General features: G+C 73.1%; 18 protein-coding genes. 5 read left to right on the top strand and 13 right to left on the bottom strand.

The window, feature by feature from the left end; genetic code table 11:
- Window positions 1-9: 9 nt before the first annotated feature.
- The 5 genes from P3T41_RS27895 to P3T41_RS27915 all read left to right on the top strand — a co-directional run bounded on the left by P3T41_RS27895 (window position 10) and on the right by P3T41_RS27915 (window position 5,527).
- Window positions 10-1,338, top strand: a complete 1,329-nt coding sequence (locus tag P3T41_RS27895) for a nitrate/sulfonate/bicarbonate ABC transporter ATP-binding protein (RefSeq protein ID WP_280693290.1) — start codon at window positions 10-12, stop codon at window positions 1,336-1,338.
- A 108-nt stretch (window positions 1,339-1,446) separates the two neighbouring features.
- Window positions 1,447-1,911 (top strand): DUF6542 domain-containing protein, encoded by a 465-nt coding sequence (locus P3T41_RS27900; protein WP_280693291.1) that lies wholly within the window; start codon window positions 1,447-1,449, stop codon window positions 1,909-1,911.
- Entirely contained in the window at window positions 1,904-3,520 is a 1,617-nt protein-coding gene (locus P3T41_RS27905) for an LCP family protein (protein WP_280693292.1), read from the top strand. The genes P3T41_RS27900 and P3T41_RS27905 overlap by 8 nt, the downstream gene beginning before the upstream one ends.
- A 111-nt stretch (window positions 3,521-3,631) precedes the next feature.
- A complete protein-coding gene (locus P3T41_RS27910) occupies window positions 3,632-4,465 on the top strand; it encodes a PP2C family protein-serine/threonine phosphatase (RefSeq protein ID WP_280693293.1) in 834 nt (277 codons plus the stop codon).
- A 48-nt stretch (window positions 4,466-4,513) separates the two neighbouring features.
- Window positions 4,514-5,527 (top strand): MASE1 domain-containing protein, encoded by a 1,014-nt coding sequence (locus P3T41_RS27915; protein ID WP_280693294.1) that lies wholly within the window; start codon window positions 4,514-4,516, stop codon window positions 5,525-5,527.
- A 16-nt stretch (window positions 5,528-5,543) separates the two neighbouring features.
- Here P3T41_RS27915 and P3T41_RS27920 read toward each other — a convergent pair whose 3' ends face one another.
- From P3T41_RS27920 to P3T41_RS27980, 13 genes are all read right to left on the bottom strand, one after another.
- Window positions 5,544-7,025: a CehA/McbA family metallohydrolase gene (locus P3T41_RS27920; RefSeq protein WP_280693351.1), complete on the bottom strand. Its 1,482-nt coding sequence runs from the start codon at window positions 7,023-7,025 to the stop codon at window positions 5,544-5,546.
- 222 nt (window positions 7,026-7,247) lie between these two features.
- Complete coding sequence (locus P3T41_RS27925; RefSeq protein ID WP_280693295.1) at window positions 7,248-7,544, bottom strand: YciI family protein; 297 nt, start codon at window positions 7,542-7,544, stop codon at window positions 7,248-7,250.
- Between the two features lie 40 nt (window positions 7,545-7,584).
- Complete coding sequence (gene htpX, locus P3T41_RS27930; RefSeq protein ID WP_280693296.1) at window positions 7,585-8,442, bottom strand: zinc metalloprotease HtpX; 858 nt, start codon at window positions 8,440-8,442, stop codon at window positions 7,585-7,587.
- 150 nt (window positions 8,443-8,592) lie between these two features.
- The gene (locus P3T41_RS27935) at window positions 8,593-10,149 is read right to left on the bottom strand and encodes an NADH-quinone oxidoreductase subunit N (RefSeq protein WP_280693297.1); all 1,557 of its coding nucleotides are present in this window, start codon (window positions 10,147-10,149) and stop codon (window positions 8,593-8,595) included.
- Between the two features lie 3 nt (window positions 10,150-10,152).
- On the bottom strand, window positions 10,153-11,712 hold the full coding sequence (locus tag P3T41_RS27940; RefSeq protein ID WP_280693298.1) for an NADH-quinone oxidoreductase subunit M: 1,560 nt from the start codon (window positions 11,710-11,712) through the stop codon (window positions 10,153-10,155).
- Between the two features lie 58 nt (window positions 11,713-11,770).
- Window positions 11,771-13,774 carry an NADH-quinone oxidoreductase subunit L gene (locus P3T41_RS27945; protein ID WP_280693299.1) on the bottom strand — a complete coding sequence of 668 codons (2,004 nt, stop codon included), beginning with the start codon at window positions 13,772-13,774 and terminating at the stop codon, window positions 11,771-11,773.
- Window positions 13,771-14,148, bottom strand: coding sequence for an NADH-quinone oxidoreductase subunit NuoK (gene nuoK, locus P3T41_RS27950; RefSeq protein ID WP_280693300.1), 378 nt, complete (start codon window positions 14,146-14,148; stop codon window positions 13,771-13,773). The genes P3T41_RS27945 and nuoK overlap by 4 nt, the downstream gene beginning before the upstream one ends.
- Before the next feature lie 6 nt (window positions 14,149-14,154).
- On the bottom strand, window positions 14,155-14,796 hold the full coding sequence (locus tag P3T41_RS27955) for an NADH-quinone oxidoreductase subunit J (protein ID WP_280693301.1): 642 nt from the start codon (window positions 14,794-14,796) through the stop codon (window positions 14,155-14,157).
- A complete protein-coding gene (locus P3T41_RS27960; RefSeq protein WP_280693352.1) occupies window positions 14,793-15,278 on the bottom strand; it encodes a 4Fe-4S binding protein in 486 nt (161 codons plus the stop codon). The genes P3T41_RS27955 and P3T41_RS27960 overlap by 4 nt, the downstream gene beginning before the upstream one ends.
- Window positions 15,279-15,328: 50 nt before the next feature.
- Window positions 15,329-16,285 (bottom strand): NADH-quinone oxidoreductase subunit H, encoded by a 957-nt coding sequence (locus P3T41_RS27965; protein ID WP_280693353.1) that lies wholly within the window; start codon window positions 16,283-16,285, stop codon window positions 15,329-15,331.
- Window positions 16,286-16,287: 2 nt separating this feature from the next.
- The gene (locus tag P3T41_RS27970) at window positions 16,288-17,211 is read right to left on the bottom strand and encodes an NADH-quinone oxidoreductase subunit C (RefSeq protein WP_348533700.1); all 924 of its coding nucleotides are present in this window, start codon (window positions 17,209-17,211) and stop codon (window positions 16,288-16,290) included.
- Window positions 17,208-17,834 (bottom strand): NADH-quinone oxidoreductase subunit B family protein, encoded by a 627-nt coding sequence (locus P3T41_RS27975; RefSeq protein ID WP_280693302.1) that lies wholly within the window; start codon window positions 17,832-17,834, stop codon window positions 17,208-17,210. The genes P3T41_RS27970 and P3T41_RS27975 overlap by 4 nt, the downstream gene beginning before the upstream one ends.
- On the bottom strand, window positions 17,825-18,241 hold the full coding sequence (locus P3T41_RS27980) for an NADH-quinone oxidoreductase subunit A (RefSeq protein ID WP_280693303.1): 417 nt from the start codon (window positions 18,239-18,241) through the stop codon (window positions 17,825-17,827). The genes P3T41_RS27975 and P3T41_RS27980 overlap by 10 nt, the downstream gene beginning before the upstream one ends.
- Between the last annotated feature and the right edge of the window lie 64 nt (window positions 18,242-18,305).

An 18,305-nucleotide genomic window follows, 5' to 3' on the forward strand; every position in this document is an offset into this window, starting at 1 on the left:
GAGAACCTGATGAGCACCCCTGCCCGGGCCACCATCGTCGAGGCCGACGGCGTCACCAAGACCTTCAGCACCCCCGACGGCCGCGCGCTGCCGGTGCTGGACGACATCAGCCTGCGGCTGGTCGAGGGCGAGATCGTCGCGCTGCTGGGCAAGTCCGGCTCCGGCAAGTCGACCCTGCTGCGCTGCCTGGCCGGGCTGATCGCCCCGTCCTCGGGCACCGTCTCCTACCGCGACACCCCGCTGCTCGCCGCCAACCCCGGGGTGGCGATGGTCTTCCAGTCCTTCGCGCTGCTCCCTTGGCTTACGGTGCAGCAGAACGTGGAGCTGAGCCTGCAGGCCCGCGGCGTGGGCGAGGCCGAGCGGCGGGAGCGGGCGCTGAAGGCGATCGACCTGATCGGCCTGGACGGCTTCGAGGGCGCCTACCCCAAGGAGCTCTCCGGCGGCATGCGCCAGCGGGTCGGTTTCGCCCGGGCGCTGGTGGTCGAGCCGGACTCGCTCTTCATGGACGAGCCGTTCTCCGCGCTGGACGTGCTGACCGCCGAGAACCTGCGCAACGAGCTGGTCGGCCTGTGGGACGGGCACGAGGCGCCGGTGAAGTCGATCCTGATCGTCACACACAACATCGAGGAAGCGGTGCTGCTGGCCGACCGGATCCTGGTGCTCTCCTCCAATCCGGGCCGGATCATGGCCGAGCTGCCCGTCGACCTGCCGCGCCCGCGCGATCGCCGCACCCCGCAGTTCGAGGCCCTGGTGGACACCGTCTACGGCATCCTGACCGGTCGCGAGGAGCGCGAGGCGGCCGCGGCCACCGAGGCGGCGGCGAGCCGGCCGCCCGCGACCCCGATCACCACCCCGCTGCCGGTGGCCAGCGTCGGCGGGCTGGCCGGTCTGCTGGAGATCCTGCAGTCGATGGGCGGCGAGGAGGGCCTGGCGGAGATCGCGGACGAGCTGAACTTCGAGATCGACGACCTGCTGCCGCTGGTCGACGCCGTCGTGCTGCTGGGCTTCGCCGACACCGCCCGGGCCCGGATCGCGCTCACCGAGGCCGGGCGCGAGTTCACCGCCGCCGACATCCTCACCAGCAAGCAGCTGTTCGCCCGCAACGCGGCCCGCCGGGCCCCGCTGGTGCGCGCCATCGTGCAGGCGCTGGCGGCCACCAAGGAGCACAAGCTGCGCGAGGACCTCTTCCTCGACCTGCTGCGCCGCGGTTACGACTCCGAGGACGCCAGGCGCCAGCTGGAGATCGCGATCGACTGGGGCCGCTACGGCGAGCTCTACGACTACGACGCCGACGACGGCGAGTTCACCCTGGAGCCCGGCGCCGAGGCGGCGCTGTGAGCCGCCGGTAGCGCGCCCGGGTAAGGCTTCCGGGTGGCCCCTGGCACGACCTCAAGGAACACTTGCTAGATTGCGCAACCAAGCAAGTAGCGAGGGAGTGCGAAGCAGGTGGCAGAGCAGTGGGCCGAGCGGCCCGACGATGAGATAGCGGCGTCACCGCGGGCCGGCAGACGCCGCTCGAAGCCCGCGCCGGCGGCCCGGCACAGCGGCGCCGTCGCCCTGCTGCTGGTCGTCCTGCCGCTGGTGGGCGCGCTGGGCGACGAGGCGATGGGCCCGGGTCTTGGCCTGCTCTTCCAGCTCTGCGCCGTGCTCGGCACGGCCGGGGCGGCCGCCCTGGCCACCCGCGCGGGCTGGTGGTGGGTGCTGGCGGCGCCACCGGTGGTGGTGCTGGTCGCCTGGGCCGGCGGCGAACTGCTCGGCGATTCCGCCAAGTACCAGGGGTCCAAGGCGCTGGCCACCGGATCCGTGCGCTGGCTGGTGCACGGCTTCCCGGTGATGGCGGAGTCGATCATCGCTGCCCTGGTCGTCATCGTGGTCCGGATCATGTTGGAGAAGAGGAACCGTCGTGGCTGACCACTCCCCCGCCGACCCGGGCCGCGCCGCCCGCCGCCAGGCCGCCGCACCGGCCAAGCCCCGGCGCACCTCGCCGCTGGTGGTGGCCGGCCGCACGATCGCCTGCGCCACCTCGCTCGCGGTGCTGTGCGGCAGCGGCTTCTCCTGGTACGCCTACACCTCGCTGACCACCGGCCTGACCACCTCGACCGCGCTGAGCGCCGTCAAGAAGTCCGCGCCGCCGCACCTGGACAACTCGGTCAACATCCTGCTGATCGGCCTGGACAGCCGCAAGGACATGAACGGCAACGACCTGCCCAAGCAGTTCGTCCAGGACGAGCTGAACGCCGGCTCCAGCAGCATCGGCGGCTACAACACCAACACCCTGATCGTGCTGCACATACCCGCCAACGGCGGCAAGGTCACCGCGCTCTCCATCCCGCGCGACGACTACGTCCAGACCCAGGGCGCGGACGGCAGGATGCACAAGATCAAGGAGGCCTACGGCATCGCCAAGGCCGCCGCCGACGCCAAGCTGGCGAACAAGGGGCTCTCCAAGGCGCAGGAGGAGCAGCAGAGCCGTGAGGCGGGCCGGGCGGCGACCCTGGCGACCGTGCAGAACTTCCTCGGGATCCCGATCGACCACTTCGCCGAGGTCAACCTGCTCGGCTTCTACGACATCGCGCAGGCCCTCGGCCCGATCCAGGTCTGCCTGAACCACGCCACCAGCGACCCTGCCGAGACCGGTCAGGGCTCCGGCTTCTCCGGCACGGCCGGGATCAACACGCTGAACGCCTCGCAGGCGCTCGCCTTCGTCCGCCAGCGCCACAACCTGCCGGGCGGCGACCTCGACCGCACCCACCGCCAGCAGGCCTTCATCTCCTCCGCCGAGTACAAGCTCAAGCAGGAGGGCGTCTTCGGCGACCTCGGCAAGATGCAGAACCTCTTCAACGTGGTGAAGAAGGACGTGGTCATCGACGACCAGTGGAACATACTGGACTTCGCCCAGCAGGCACCCAACCTGACCGGCGGCAACGTCGAGTTCAACACCCTGCCGATCGCCGGCTTCGAGACCGTCGGCGGCGAGGACGTCAACAAGGTCAACCCGGTGCAGATCAAGCAGATCATCCAGACCCTGTTCGGCCATGACCCGGCGCCCGCCCCCGCCGACACCTCCTCGCCCGCGCCCGCCTCGGCCGCCGCCCCCAGCAGCGCGGCGCCGGCGGCCCAGCTGAGCGGGACGGTGGACGTGTACAACGCCTCCACGGTCACCGGAGCCGCCGCCGACGAGTCCAAGGCGCTGGTCGGCATGGGCCTCAGGGCCGGGCGCGTCACCGAGGCGAGCAGCCACCCGAAGACGACCACGGTCAGCTACGGCGCCGGTGAGAAGGACAGCGCCGACGCCGTGGCCGCCCGCTACGGGGTGAGCGCGAGCCCCTCCTCGGCGGTGGCCGCCGGGCACATCCAGGTGATCCTGGGCACCGGCTACACCCCGCCGGGCGGCCCGGCCGCCGCGCCGCCCGCCGCGAGCAGCCCGGGCGCCGGCGGCGGTGCGAGCGCGGATCCGGCGGCGAGTCTGCCGATGCAGGGGCCGCCGGTCAAGATGGGCGGCATTCCCTGCGTGAACTGAGCCGGCCGGCCCGAGGTGAACTGGGCCGACCGGGCGGGGCGGAAATAGGATGAGTTTGCCCTATGTCCGCCCCGCCTCCGCCGGGACCCGACGCAGCACCTCGGAGGGTCGATGACCCGACGCCGCCCCACCCGCCACGCGAGCGCCGATGAGCTGCTGACCGAGCTCGGCCGGCTCACCGAGCAGGTGCTGGAGCGCGCCGAACTGCAGCAGGCCCGGGTGGAACTGGCCGAGGCCCTGCAACACGAGCTGCTGCCCGCCGTACTGCCCGAGCTGCCCGGACTGCGCGCCGCCGCCTGCTACGCGCCCGCCCGGCACGGCCTGAACATCGGCGGCGACTGGTACGACGGCTTCCGGCTGCCGGACGGTTCGCTGGCCTTCTCGATCGGCGACGTGCAGGGCCACGACGTGGAGGCCGCGGCCTTCATGGGCCAGGTCAGGGTGGGCCTGCGCGCGGTGGCGGCGACCGCGGCCGACCCGGGCGAGGTGCTCAGCCGGGCCAACAACCTGCTGCTCTCGATGGACACCCGGCTCTTCGCGACCTGCAGCTTCCTGCGCTTCGACCCGGTCACCCGGGAGCTCTCGCACGCCCGGGCCGGCCATGTGCCCTGGGTCTGGGCCACCCCCGACGGCCGCTGGGGCCTCACCGAGGACGAGGGCGGCCTGCCGCTCGGCGTGCTGCCCGACGAGCGCTACCCGGTGACCCGCCGCCGGCTGCCGCCGGTGTGCGCGTTCGTCCTGGTCACCGACGGGGTGATCGAGGGCCCGGCGTTCCCGCTCGAGGCCGGCCTGGAACAGGTGGCCAGGGTCACCCGGGCGGGGGTCTGGGCCGACCCGGCGGAGCTCGCCGCCGAGGTGATCAAGGTGGCCGACCTCACCGGGCACCAGGACGACGCCGCCGTCCTGGTGCTGCGCCACGACGAGCCACCGACCGGCGGACGCTGACGGCCTCCGAGCGTGTCACGGCCGCCCGGGCCACTCCGGCGTTGTCTGATGGCTGCTGTGGTGCGAAACGGTGTGCAGCTGTCCTGGGACCTGAGGCGTTCGGCCGCCGCGGTCCTGCGGATGCTCGCCGTCGCGGCGGCCTACTTCGTGTCCGGGCGGCTCGGCCTGCTCCAGCAGATCGTGGTGGCGGACGCCAAGGTCACCCCGCTCTGGCCGCCCACCGGCATCGCGCTGACCTGCCTGCTGCTGCTCGGCGTCGGCATCTGGCCGGGCATCGCGCTCGGTGCCTTCCTGGTGATCGTCTCGATCAGCCCGCTGCACCCGGCCTCCTTCGGGATCGTCGCGGGCAACACGCTGGCCCCGGTCGCCGCCTACCTGATGCTGCGCCGGGCCGCCTTCCGGCTGGAGCTGGACCGGCTGCGCGACGGCCTGGCCCTGGTCTTCCTCGGCGCGCTGGCCGGAATGCTGATCAGCGCCACCGTGGGCAGCGGCGTGCTCTGGCTGAGCGGGTCGGTGCCCGGCAAGGAGTTCCTGGCGACCTGGTCGGCCTGGTGGACCGGGGACGCGATGGGCGTGCTGGTGGTCACCCCGCTGCTGCTGGCGCTGCGCGCCTTCCGGCCGCCCGAGGAGCGGGGGCCGTTCGACTGGGTGGAGCCGCTGGCCCTGCTGGCCGGCACGGTGGGGGTCACCCTGGTCGCCACCAACAGCTCGCTGGGCCTGCTCTTCCTGGTCTTCCCGGTGCTCATCTGGGCGGCGCTGCGCTTCCAGCTGATCGGCGCCACACCCTGCGTGCTGGTGGTCTCGGTGCTCACCATCGGAGCCGCCGTCGACCACCGCGGCCCGTTCGCCCACCACGGCGTGCTCGCCACCATGACGATCCTTCAGGCGCTGAACGGCTCGGCCGCGCTGACCGGCCTGCTGCTCTCCGCCATCATCACGGAGCAGCAGGCGATGTACCGCAGGATCGAGCAGGCCTGCATCGGGCTGACCCGGGTGGTGGCCCGGCTGGCGCCGGGCGAGAACGGGACGCACTGGCCGCCGCCCGAGGACGGCGGCCAGTAGGCCCGGGCCTGCCCCGTCAGCCGACCGACAGCAGGATCGGGTTGGTCAGCGCCGCCATCGGGCCCCAGGGCAGCGCGGGGCCCATGGCGTTGCCCTGCCCGGCGGTGCCGTCCGCCAGCGGGTGGCGCACCTCGGCCCGCACGTAGCTCGCGAGCGAGGCGGTGGTGCGCCAGACCACGGTGCCGGAGCCGTCGGCGGGCAGCGACTCCTGGTGCAGCTGGCCCTCGTCGGTGATCAGCCGCACGGTGCCGTGCGGCACCCCGGCGACGGTGACCGTGACGTCCACCGGCGCGTCCACCGGCACGGTCAGCCGCTCGCCGATGCCGGCCTGGCGGCCGTGCCCGGCGGCGCTGAAGTCGAGCCGCACCGCCTGGGATTCGGCCAGCCAGCTGCGGCCGGCCTTCAGCCCGGCCAGGATCTGATCGCGGGTCAGGTCGTCGGCCAGCACCACGTTCTGCGGCGAGCCGATGACCTGCGGCACGCTGTGCGCGTCGCTGTTGCCCATCGCGGGCAGCCAGGGCCGGCCGGCCCGCAGGTCCTCGGCCAGCCGGGAGTCCCAGGTGTCGACCGCGGACTCGTCGTCGTAGGTCCACGGCCCGTTCCACACCTCGACCGCGTCCGCGCCCTGGTAGCCGAACTTGAACTGGCAGGCCCCGTACGGGCAGTACGGGTGCGCGGGCACCACCAGGCCCCCGGCGCCGTGCACCTGGCGGACGAACCGGGCGTAGGCGTTGTCCCGGGACCGGTAGCGCCAGTCGATCCACTCCCCGGGCCGCAGGCCGAGCGCGAGCCAGTGGCCGTTGCGGGTGGTGACCTCCTCGCCCGTGATGATCAGCAGGTCGGGGCCGGCCAGCGGGCCCCAGATCCCGTGCGAGGCGGGCGTGTTGTGGTCGGTGCTGACCATGAAGTCCAGCCCGGCCGCGCGGGCCCCCGCCGCCACCTCCTCGGGCAGCCGGCGCCCGTCCGAGTACACCGTGTGCAGGTGGCAGTCCCCGCGGTACCAGGCCCGCCCGCGCCCCTTGGCCCGGTCGGCCGGGTACTGCGGGGTGAAGGCCGGTCCGGGGTCGCCGTAGGTCAGCAGCACCTGGACGGAGTAGTCGAGTCCCTGCGGCGCCACCTGGTACGGGCCGAGCACCACATGCCAGGTCCCGGCCCGGACCGGCCCCGGCAGGTAGCCGGGGGTCGCCGCGCCGTTGCTGATCGCGAAGGAGGTGCGGAACCCGCCGGACCAGCCGCGGAAGCCCGCCCCGCCGAGCTCGGTGCCGCGCTCGTCGAAGATCCCGATGTCGCAGGAGTTGCCCGGGACGCCGGCCGGCACGGTGGGCTTGTCGTAGCTGTAGGAGACGGCGATCTGCTGGACGCCGTGCGGCACCTCGACCGGCAGGTGGACGAAGTCGGCGGCCCCGGTGTCCAGGTGCCCGGTGATGGTCCGGCTGTCGGTGCCGGAGGTCGGGGCCGGTGCGTCGGCGGCGGCGAAGGAGATCGGTGCCAGGGTCAGCGCGGTGGCCGCCCCGGCTATCAGGCCGGTCCGCAGCAGCGCGCGGCGGCCGGGGTCCGGGTCGTCATCGGCGGTGTGGTGCCGGCAACTCTCGTCGTTGCACACGGTGCGGTCCTCCCTCGACGGGTCCTTCTCCGCTGCCTTCCCCGCCCGGTGACGCCATGACGAGCGGGGCACGACCGACGGGCAACCGACGGGCAACCAGTTGGCCCCGGCCCGCCGTCAGTTCGGGTGCACCGCCAGCGACTCCAGCGCGGGCGCCGTCTTGGTCGGCAGGAACTCCACCACCTGGTACTCGGCAGCGCCCGCCTTCTTGAACGGGTCCTCGGCCAGCACCGCGTCCAGCGCCGCCGGGCTCGCCGCCTGCGCCAGGATCACCCCGCCGGTGCGCGGGACCCGGCGGCCGGAGGCGAGGAAGGCGCCCGTCGCGTAGTTCCGGTCCAGCCACTCCACATGAGCCGGGATCAGCTCGTCGATCCGCTCCAGCGAGGCGGTGTAGGTCAGGGTGACGACGAACATGAGCGGGCCTCCGGCGGCTCGGGGTGCGGTCGGGGCCACGTTACCGCCCGGCCATCCGCTCCAGCCTGGCGATCCGCTCGCCCATCGGCGGGTGGGTGGCGAACAGCCGGGTGCCGGCGTCGCCGGTGCGGAACGGGCTGGCGATCATCATGTGGCTGGCCGTCTGCAGCTGGGGCTCGGGGGGCAGCGGGAGGCGTTGGGTGCCGGTCTCCAGCTTGCGCAGCGCGCCGGCCAGGGCGAGCGGGTCGCCGGTGATCCGGGCACCGTCGGCGTCGGCCTGGTACTCGCGGGAGCGGCTGACGGCCAGCTGGATCATGGTCGCGGCGAGCGGGCCCAGGATCATGATGGCGAGGACGCCAAGGAGCCCGGGTCCGTCGTCGTCCTCGCTGCGGCCGAACGGGATCAGCCAGGCGAAATTCACCAGGAACATGATCACCGAGGCCAGCGCTCCGGCCACCGAGGAGATCAGGATGTCGCGACTGTAGACGTGGCTGAGTTCATGGCCGATCACCCCGCGCAGCTCCCGCTCGTCCAGCAGGCGCAGGATGCCGTCGGTGCAGCAGACGGCCGCGTTGCGCGGGTTGCGGCCGGTGGCGAAGGCGTTGGGGGCCTCGGTCGGCGAGAGGTAGAGGCGGGGCATCGGCTGCCGGGCGGCGGTGGAGAGCTCGCGGACGATCCGGTAGAGCCCGGGGGCCTCGATCTCGCTGACCGGGCGGGCCCGCATCGCGCGCAGTGCCAGCCTGTCGCTGTTCCAGTAGGCGTAGCCGTTGGTCGCCAGGGCGACGAACAGGCCGATGAGCAGGCCCGTGCGACCGAAGAAGCTGCCGATCAGCAGGATCAGTGCCGACAGTCCACCGAGGAGGACGGCCGTCCTCAGTCCGTTGTGCTGGCGGTGCACGGCAGCCCCTCCAAGTGGTGCGGTGGGAAGCCCTCTGTTCACATCCCTCTGTGCTTGGTCAACGGTGGACGTCGGGGCCCAGGTTCCCTTCCTCGCACGGCAGCGGGCCGTGCGCATCCCGACGATTCGCACGCACGAGCTGGACGCCAGCTAGAAGAGGCTCCCCGAGACCACCTGGAGCACCAGCTGCGGCGCCGCCGAGAGCACCACGGCGGCCGCCGCGGTCAGCCCGAGGGTGGCGGCCAGCGGCCTGGGCACCCGGCTCGTGGCGGCCTCGGTGCCGGGCACGAAGAGCTTCGCCAGCCAGAACAGGTAGTAGTACAGGGCGATCACCACATTGACCGCCATCAGCACCGCGAGCCAGCCCAGACCCGCGTTCACGGCGGCCTGGAAGACCACCACCTTGCCGAACAGTCCGACCACGCCCGGCGGCAGTCCGGCCAGGCAGAGCAGGAAGAAGGCCAGCGCCAGCGCGGCCCAGCGGTTGCGGGCGAACAGGCCCCGGTAGTCGTCCAGCCGGTTGGCCGGGCTGGTCCTGGCCACCACCGCCGCCACCCCGAAGGCACCCAGGTTGACCAGGCCGTAGATCAGCGCGTAGGCCGCCGTGGCGCCCAGCGGATGGGCCGTCCCCGCGTAGCCGGCGGCGGCCAGCGGGACCAGCAGGTAGCCCGCCTGGGCCACCGAGGACCAGGCCAGCAGGCGCACCGCGCCCTGCGCCGAGTCGGACCGCTGGCGCAGCGCGGCCACGTTGCCGGTCGTCATGGTGACGGCGGCGACCACCGCGAGCAGCAGGCCCCAGGTGTGGCCGTAGGGGCGGAAGGCGAGGTTGGTGACCAGCGCCAGGCCCGCGAAGCCGGCCGCCTTGCCGACCACCGACAGGTAGCCGGCCACCGGCAGCGGGGCGCCGGCGTAGGTGTCGGGCACCCAGAAGTGGAACGGGACGGCGGCGACCTTGAAGGCGAAGCCGACCAGGGTCAGCGCGGCGCCCACCTCGGCCAGCGGCCCGAGCCGGCCCGGGACGTGCCCCAGGCCCTCGTTGATGGCGGCCAGGTGCAGGCTGCCGGTGGCGGCGTAGACGAAGCTGACGCCGAGCAGCATCACGGCGGTCGCGGTGACCGAGGAGAGGAAGAACTTCAGCGCGGCCTCGCCACCGCGCCCGTCGCGCTTGAAGGCGACCAGCGCGAACGAGGGCAGCGAGACCACCTCGAGCGCGATCACCAGGGTGGCCAGGTCCCGGGCGGCGGGCAGCAGCGCGGCCCCGGCGGCGCTGCTGAGCAGCAGGAACCAGTACTCGCCGGCCGGCAGCCGGTCCTCGTCGACCGCGTGCAGCGAGAGCAGCGCGGCGATCAGCGCGCCGCCGAGCGCGAGCAGCTGGAAGACCAGTGCGAAGTGGTCGGCCACGTAGGAGCAGCTGCCGAGGCCGCCCGGCAGGCAGAAGGTCGCACGCGGCGCGCCGCCGGTCAGCGGCAGCAGCGCGAGCAGCGCGAGGGCCAGGCCCCCGATGCTGAGCGGGCCGAGCAGCCGCTTGCCGGATTCCGGCAGCAGCAGGTCGGCGAGCAGCACCAGCAGCGCGGCCACCGCGGCGATCAGCGGCGGGGCGATCGCCACCCAGTCGATGGACTGGATCAGCGCGCCGGGGTGGGCGACGGCGAGCAGCGAGGTCGGGTTCACGGCGGAGGGCCCCAGGGGGTGAAGGGTGCTGATCATCGGTCAGCCACCTGCCAGCAGCTGCTTGACGGCCGGATCGAAGAGCCCGAGCAGCAGCGCCGGCCAGAGCCCGGCCGCCAGGGTCAGCGCGGCCAGCGGGGTCCAGCTGACCGCCTCGTACGGGCGCAGCTCGGCCGGCTCGGCGACGGCCGGCTGGGCCGGATCGCCCATGCAGACCCGGCGCACCATGGTCAGCAGGTAGGCGGCGGTCAGCAGGGTGCCCAGACCCGCCAGCACCATGAAGGTGACGAAGGCCCGCCGGGAGAGACCCGCGGCCGGATCGAAGGCGCCGAACATCGCCAGCACCTCGCCCCAGAAGCCGGCCAGCCCCGGCAGGCCGAGGCTGGCCACCGCGGCGAAGGCGAGCAGCGCGCCCAGTCGCGGCGCGCGCCCGTAGAGCGCGGCGCCGGTGGCCCCGGCCAGGGTGTCCAGGTCCGCCGTCCCGTAGCGGTCCTTCAGCGCGCCGACGATGAAGAAGAGCAGGCCGGTGATCAGGCCGTGGGCGATGTTGGCGAAGAGCGCGCCGTTCACCCCCACCGGGGTGAGCGAGGCGATGCCCAGCAGCACGAAGCCCATGTGGCCCACCGAGGAGAAGGCGATCAGCCGCTTCAGGTCGCCCTTGCGGCCCGGCCGGGCGAGCGCGAGGCAGGCCAGCGAGCCGTAGACGATGCCGACCGCGGCCAGCGCCCCGAGGTAGGGGGCCAGCGTGTGGGCGCCCTGCGGCACCACCGGCAGCAGCACCCGGACCAGGCCGTAGGTGCCCATCTTGAGCAGCACGCCGGCCAGCAGCACCGAGCCGACGGTGGGCGCCGAGGTGTGCGCGTCCGGCAGCCAGCTGTGCAGCGGCCAGGCCGGCGCCTTGACCAGCAGGCCCAGACCGATCGCCAGCGCGGCCAGCACCTGGGTGCTGTGCGAGAGCCCGTGGCCGTGCGCGGCGGCCAGCGCCGTCATGTCGAAGGTGCCCGCCTTGAGGCCGATCAGCAGGAAGCCGAGCAGCATCACCGCGGAGCCGAGCAGGGTGTAGAGGATGAACCGGTTGGCCGAGGCCGTCCGGGCGCCGCTGCCCCAGCGCGCGATCAGGAAGAACATCGGGATCAGCACGATCTCGAAGGCGACGAAGAAGAGCAGCAGGTCGAGCACCAGGAAGGTGCCCAGCATGCCCACTTCGAGCAGCAGGAAGAGCCCGGTGAAGACCCGCGCCGACGGGGTGCCTTCGCCACTCGGAAGCCGCTTGGTCGAGTAGAGCGCGCAGAGGAAGGTGAGCAGCGCGGTCAGCACCACCAGCGGCAGCGAGATGCCGTCCACGCCGAGGTGGAAGCGGACTCCGAGGGCCGGGATCCAGGGCAGGTTCACCGTGCCCTGCATCCGGCTCGGGTGGACGTGGTCGAAGACGGCGGTCAGCGCCACGGCCAGCGCCAGCACCAGCCCGGTGACCACGGCGTTGAAGCGCAGCGCGCGGCGGTCCTGGGTCTCGGCGTCCGGGCCGAAGAGGCCGGCCGGGGCCAGCGTGACGGCGGCGCCGAGCAGCGGCAGCACCAGGAGGGCGATGAGGAGCGCGTTCATCGGGGACTCCCTGAGCGGGCCGGGGCGGACGGGTGACGGGTGATCAGCTGAAGGTGCCTCATGTACCGACCGCCACGAAGACCGCGATCAGCACCACGCCGGCCAGCAGCGCGCTCAGATAGGTCTGCGCGTTGCCGGTCTGGCTGCGCCGCACCACCCAGCCGAGCAGCTTGGCCGTCCCGCCGGAGGCCTGGACGTAGCCCTCGACCACCTCGCGGTCCAGGAACTTGACCAGTTCGGCGGCGGCCACCGTCGGGCGCACGAAGGCCAGGCTGTAGAGCCGGTCCAGGTGGAAGCCGTGCTGCGCCGGGCCGTGCAGCGGGCCGAGCAGCACCCGGCCCGGGTCGGGCACCGGCGCGGCCGCCTCGGCCGGACTCCGCCGGGCCTTGGCGGTGGCGGTGCGCCAGGCCGCGTAGCCGATCAGCACACCGGCCAGCGCGACCCCGGTGCCGAGCACGGCGGTGGGCAGGCTCGGCCGCAGCGAGCCGCCGTCCAGCAGCTTGGGCAGCCAGTCGGTGCGCAGGCTGCTCACGCCGAAGCCGATCGTGGGCACCGCCAGCACCCAGAGCGGCCAGCGCATCGCGGCCGGCTCGCTCTGCCCGGGGTCGGCCTCGTCGAGCTCGGGCGAGTAGGGTGCGCCCGGCTCGGCGACGGGCGCCGCAGCAGTTGCCTGGGCCTTGGCCGCCTGAGCCGCCCGGCGGCTCGGGAAGGCGAGCAGCCAGAGCCGGGTCGCGTAGACGGCGGTGAGCAGCGCGGTCAGCAGTCCCGTGACCAGCACGATCCAGCCGGCCACCTGCGGCACCGCGGCGGCGGGGCCGACGCCGTTGGTCAGCGCGTCCCCGGTGGCCGCGTGCTCGGCGGCCGTGAGCACCGACTCCTTGCTGAAGAACCCCGAGAACGGCGGCAGGCCGACCAGCGCGACCAGGCCGATGCCCAGCGTCCAGCGGGCGTCCGGCACCCGGTCGCGCAGCCCGGGCAGCCGGGACATCGCGGAGAGCGAGTTGGTGTGCGCGGCGTGGATCAGCACGCCGGCGGCCAGGAACAGCAGCGCCTTGAAGGCGCCGTGGCTGACCAGGTGGAAGACCGCCGCCTCACGGTCGCCGCTGGCCAGCGCGCCGGCCATGTAGCCGAGCTGGCCGACCGTGGAGTAGGCGAGCACCCGCTTGATGTCGTCCTGGGCCAGCGCGCAGAGCGCCGAGCCGACCATGGTCACCCCGGCCATCACCGCCAGCACCACCAGCGCGGCGCCGGAGAGCAGGAAGACCGGCAGCAGCCGGGCCACCAGGTAGATGCCGGCCGCGACCATGGTGGCCGCGTGGATCAGCGCGGAGACCGGGGTGGGGCCGGCCATCGCGTCCGGGAGCCAGGTGTGCAGCGGGAACTGCGCGCTCTTGCCGGCCACACCGGCCAGCAGCAGCAGCGCGATCAGCGTCGGGTGGTGCAGCTGCCCGTGCGCGGCGGCCGCCAGCACGCCCTGGATCCGGAAGGTCCCGGCGTCGGCACCGAGCAGGAAGATGCCGAACAGGAACGGCACGTCGCCCAGCTTGGTGACCAGGAAGGCCTTGAGCGAGGCGGCCCTGGCGTCCGCGGTCTCCCAGTGGTGGCCGATCAGGAAGTACGAGCAGATGCCCATGATCTCCCAGCCGACCAGCAGCAGGATCAGGTCGCCCGAGTAGACCACCAGGAACATCGCGGCGGTGAAGAGCGAGACCAGCGCGGCGTAGGACGGGTAGCGCGGGTCGGTGCGCAGGTAGGCCGTGGAGTAGATCTGGACGCAGGTGGCGACCACGCCGACCAGCACCGAGATCAGCGAGGTGTAGCCGTCCAGGTGCAGGCCGAGCCAGATCTCCGGGCCGCCGGTGGGGGTGAGCCGGGTGGCCACGTCCAGCGTGGCGCCGGTGCCCAGCTGCAGCGCGGTGACCAGGGCCAGCACGGCGGCGGCGGCCACCGGCAGGATCGCCAGCGGCCGGGCGTAGCCGGGGGCCCGGCGCCCGGTGGCGAACGTGGCGGCAGCGCCGAGCGCTGGCAGCGCCGGGACCAGCGCGGGGAGGGCGATGTTCACTTGACGGCCTGACCCTTCGCCGCGTTGTCGGTGGCCGCGCCGTCGAACTGGGCCGGGACCTCGGCGGCGCGGTCGCCGAGCGCCCGCAGCCGGTCCACGTCCGCGGTGCCGCGGGTCCGGAAGACCAGCAGCACGATCGCCAGGCCGAGGCCGATCTCGGCGGCGGCGATGGTGATGGCGAAGAGGGTGAGCGCCTGCCCGGCGTGCAGCGCGTCGCGCAGCCAGGCGTCGAAGGCGATCAGGTTGAGGTTGACGGCGTTGAGCATCAGCTCGACCGACATCAGCACCAGGATGGCGTTGCGCCGGGCGAGCAGGCCGTAGACGCCGATGCTGAAGAGCAGCGCGGCGAGCACGGCGGGGTAGGCGAGGTGCATCGGCTGTCAGCGCTCCTGCTGCTGGGGGGCGGCGGTGGCGCCGGCGGGGCGCCGGGTGCGCAGCTTGCCCGGGCGGGGCTTGGCGTCGCCCTTGCCGGTCCGGGAGATCACGATCGCGCCGACCAGCGCGGCCAGCAGCAGCACCGAGAGCGCCTCGAAGGGCAGCACCCAGTACCGGAACAGGCTGGCGCCGGTCACGGCGGTGCTGCCGCCGCCCGCGCCCAGGTCGATCCAGGAGGTCCGGAAGGCGTCGACCACCAGGGTCACCAGGGTGCCGGCCGAGGCCAGCGCGACGCCGAGGGCGATCCAACGGTTGCCCGAGTCGGCGTCCGGCGAGCGGCCGATCGGCGCCCGGGTGAGCATCAGGCCGAAGAGCACCAGGACGACCACCGAGCCGAGGTAGATCAGCACCTGCACCCAGGCCACGAACTCGGCGGTGAGCAGCAGGAACTCGATCGCCAGGCCGCCGAGCGTGACGACCAGCCAGAGTGCGGCGTGCACCAGTTGCTTGGTGGTCACCGAGATCAGCGCGGAGCCGAGCACGGCGAGGCCGACCAGCACGAAGACGATCTCCACGCCGGTCGGCGAGAGGAAGCCGCGGGCCGCGGGGCTCAGCGAGCCGGTCGCGGCGAGCAGGGCGGAGCTCATGCGCCGTCACCCCCGGCGGCGGCCGCCAGCTTCTCGGCGGCCTTGCGGGCGCCGGCGATCTCCTTGGGCTCCTCGGCGGCCGGGTCCAGGGCCGGCGGGGCCGGCACGGTCCACATCCACTCGCGCAGCTTCTCCCGCTCGTGGGTCAGCTCGAGGATGTCGGTCTCCGCGTACTCGAACTCGGGCGACCAGAAGAGCGCGTCGAACGGGCAGACCTCGATGCAGATCCCGCAGTACATGCAGAGCGAGAAGTCGATGGCGAAACGGTCCAGCACGTTGCGGGTGCGGGCCCGCGCGTTCGGCTCGACCGCCGGCAGGGTCTCCTTGTGCGAGTCGATGTAGATGCACCAGTCCGGGCACTCCCGGGCGCAGAGCATGCAGACGGTGCAGTTCTCCTCCAGCAGCCCGATCACGCCCCGGCTGCGCGGCGGCAGTTGCGGCTGCACCTCGGGGTACTGCGCGGTGACGGACTTGCGGGTCATGGTCCGCAGGGTGACGGCGAGGCCCTTGGCCAGGCCGGAGCCGGGAAGGTTCACTGGGAGATCGCCACCTTGATGATGCCGGTGAGGGCGAGCTGGAGGAGTGCGAGCGGGATCAGCACGGTCCAGGCGAAGCGCATCAGCTGGTCCTCGCGCAGCCGCGGGAAGGTCACCCGGGCCCAGATCACCACGAAGGCGAGCGCGAAGGTCTTCAGCAGCGTCCAGAGCCAGCCGAGGGTGTGCGGCAGCGGGCCGTGCCAGCCGCCGAGGAAGAGCACCGTGGTCAGCGCGCAGAGCACCAGGATGCCGGCGAACTCGGAGAGCAGGAAGAGCGCGAAGCGCAGCCCGGTGTACTCGGTGTAGGCACCGAAGATGATCTCGGAGTCGGCCACCGGCATGTCGAAGGGCGGGCGCTGCAGCTCCGCGAGGCCCGCCGTGAAGAAGACGAAGGCGCCGATCGCCTGCCACGGGATCCACCACCAGTGGAACTGGCCCAGGATCCCGGGCAGCGAGACGGTGCCCGCCGCCATCGCCACCGAGGCGCCGGCCAGCAGCATCGGCAGCTCGTAGGACATCAGCTGGGCCGCCGAGCGCAGGCCGCCGAGCAGCGAGAACTTGTTCGCCGAGGCCCAGCCGGCCATCAGCGAGCCGAGCACTCCGATGCCCATGACCGCGAGCACGAAGAAGATGCCCGCGTCGATCGCCTCCCCGACGAAGCCGCCAGGGCCGACCGGGACGGCCAGCAGCACCAGCAGGTACGGCAGCAGCGCGACGGCCGGGGCCAGTTGGAAGACCCGCCGGTCGGCGCCGGCCGGGACGATCTCCTCCTTCTGCGCGAACTTGACGCCGTCCGCGACCAGTTGGGCCCAGCCGTGGAAGCCGCCGGCGTACATCGGGCCGAGCCGGCCCTGCATGTGGGCCATCACCTTGTGCTCGGTCTGACCGATGATCAGCGGGAAGGTGAGCAGGACCACCAGCGCGGCGAGGCAGCGCAGCAGCGTGTCGAGCAGGTTCACGCGCGCTCTCCGTTCTGGCTGTCGGGTGTCTCGGGGTCCGGGGCCTCGGGGGCGGGTGCGTCGGACGTCGGTTCGGCCGACTTCTCGGGCTCGGGGTCGTGCGCCGGCACCGGGGCGTGCCACGGCGCGTCGGCGCCGCGGGTACGCGCGGGACGCTCCGGCGCCTCGGCCTGCGTCTCGGCCGGTGTCTCGCCCTGCGGCGCCGACTGGCTGGCCGACCCCTCGGTGATGCTGCGGGTCCGGCGCGGCCGGTCGGCCCGCACCGCGGGCGCGCCTTCCGCCCCGGCCGCCGCCGCCCGCGGACCGCGGGCCGCGCGGCCCGGACGCTCCGCCACCGGCGGCAGGGTGCCCTTGAGCGGACCCCACTCGTTCGGATCCGGCACGCCGGGCGGCTGCATCTTGCGCCGGGCCGGCCCCGCGTGGTCGTGGTCGCTCTCGCCCGGCTCCTTCGCGCCCGGCCAGGCCTTGGCGACCCGGGCGGCGAGCACGAACTCCTTACGCAGCGGATGCCCCTCGAAGCCGTCGGGCAGCAGCAGCGGCACCAGGTGCGGGTGGCCGGTGAAGTCGATCCCGAACATCTCGTGCGTCTCGCGCTCGTGCCAGCCGGCCCCCGGGTAGACCCCGGCGGCGCTCGGCAGCGCGGCGCCGGCCCGCGGCACCCGGGTGCGCAGCAGCAGGTGGCGCACCGCGGCGCCGTCCCCGACGGTGGCCAGGTGGACGCAGACCGAGAAGCCCTCGGCGAGCTCGTCCACCGCGCTCAGCCAGTCGAAGAAGCGCAGGCCGAGCCCGTCCCGGGCGGCGGTCAGCGCCTCGATCCAGTGCTCGGCGGGGACGTCCACGGTGAGCAGCTCATAGGCCTGGGCCGCGCTCGCCCAGGGGCCGATCGCGGCGGCGGTCTGCTCGGGATCCACCGCGTTCACTGCGCGCCTCCGGGCCCCGGCACCAGCGGCCGGCGCAGCGCACCGGCCGACGGGCCGCTGTAGCGCTCCGGCAGCGACTCGGCCGCGATCTTCTCCTGCAACTTGAGGATGCCCTGCAGCAATGCCTCGGGGCGCGGCGGGCAGCCGGGCACGTAGACGTCGACCGGGATGATCTGGTCCACACCCTTGGTCACCGAGTACGAGTCCCAGTAGGGCCCGCCCGAGTTGGAGCAGGCGCCGAAGGAGATGACGTACTTGGGCTCCGGCATCTGCTCGTAGAGCCGCCGGACGGCCGGTGCCATCTTGTCCGTCACGGTGCCCGAGACGATCATCAGATCGGCCTGGCGCGGCCCGGGCGCGAACGGGATGACTCCCATCCGGATGAAGTCGTGCTTGGCCATCGAGGCCGCGATGAACTCGATCGCGCAGCAGGCCAGCCCGAAGTTGAAGCACCACAGGCTGTACCGGCGGCCCCAGTTGAGCACCACCTTGACCGGGTCCGGGGCGAGCCGGGCCAGCGGGCCGAGCCGGCGCGCCTCCAGTGCCCCCGGACCGGGGTTGGCGGGGTCGGGCAGACCGAGCGGGACCGGTCCACCGGAGCCGTGGCTGTGGGTCACGTCCATTCCAGGACCCCCTTCTTCCAGGCGTAGAGCAGTCCGATCGCGAGGAAGCCGAGGAAGACGAACATCTCCACCAGCGTCGCCATGCCGTATCCCGCGGCGGCGAAGACCGTCGCCCACGGGAAGAGGTAGATCGCGTCGACCGCGAAGATCACGTAGAGGAACGCGTAGATGTAGTACCGGACCTGGGTCTGCGCCCAGCCCTCACCGACCGGGTCGACCCCGCACTCGTAGGTGAGCAGCTTCTCCGGGGACCAGACGACCGGGCGCAGCAGGCGGTTGGCCGTGAATCCGACCACCAGGAAGAGCATGCCGACAACCGCGAGCAGGCCGACGGCCGCGTACGCGTCGAAGTAGCCGCTGCCCAGCGCGGGGTTTGCCGCGAGAGCGGTGGCCCGGGGGCCCTGCATGCGTTCGCCTCCAGCGGTCTTTACCCGTCCATAACCTCGTTATGGACGTGAGTCTATGGCCACC

The sequence above is a fragment of the Kitasatospora sp. GAS204B genome (assembly GCF_029892155.1).
Taxonomy (GTDB): Bacteria; Actinomycetota; Actinomycetes; order Streptomycetales; family Streptomycetaceae; genus Kitasatospora.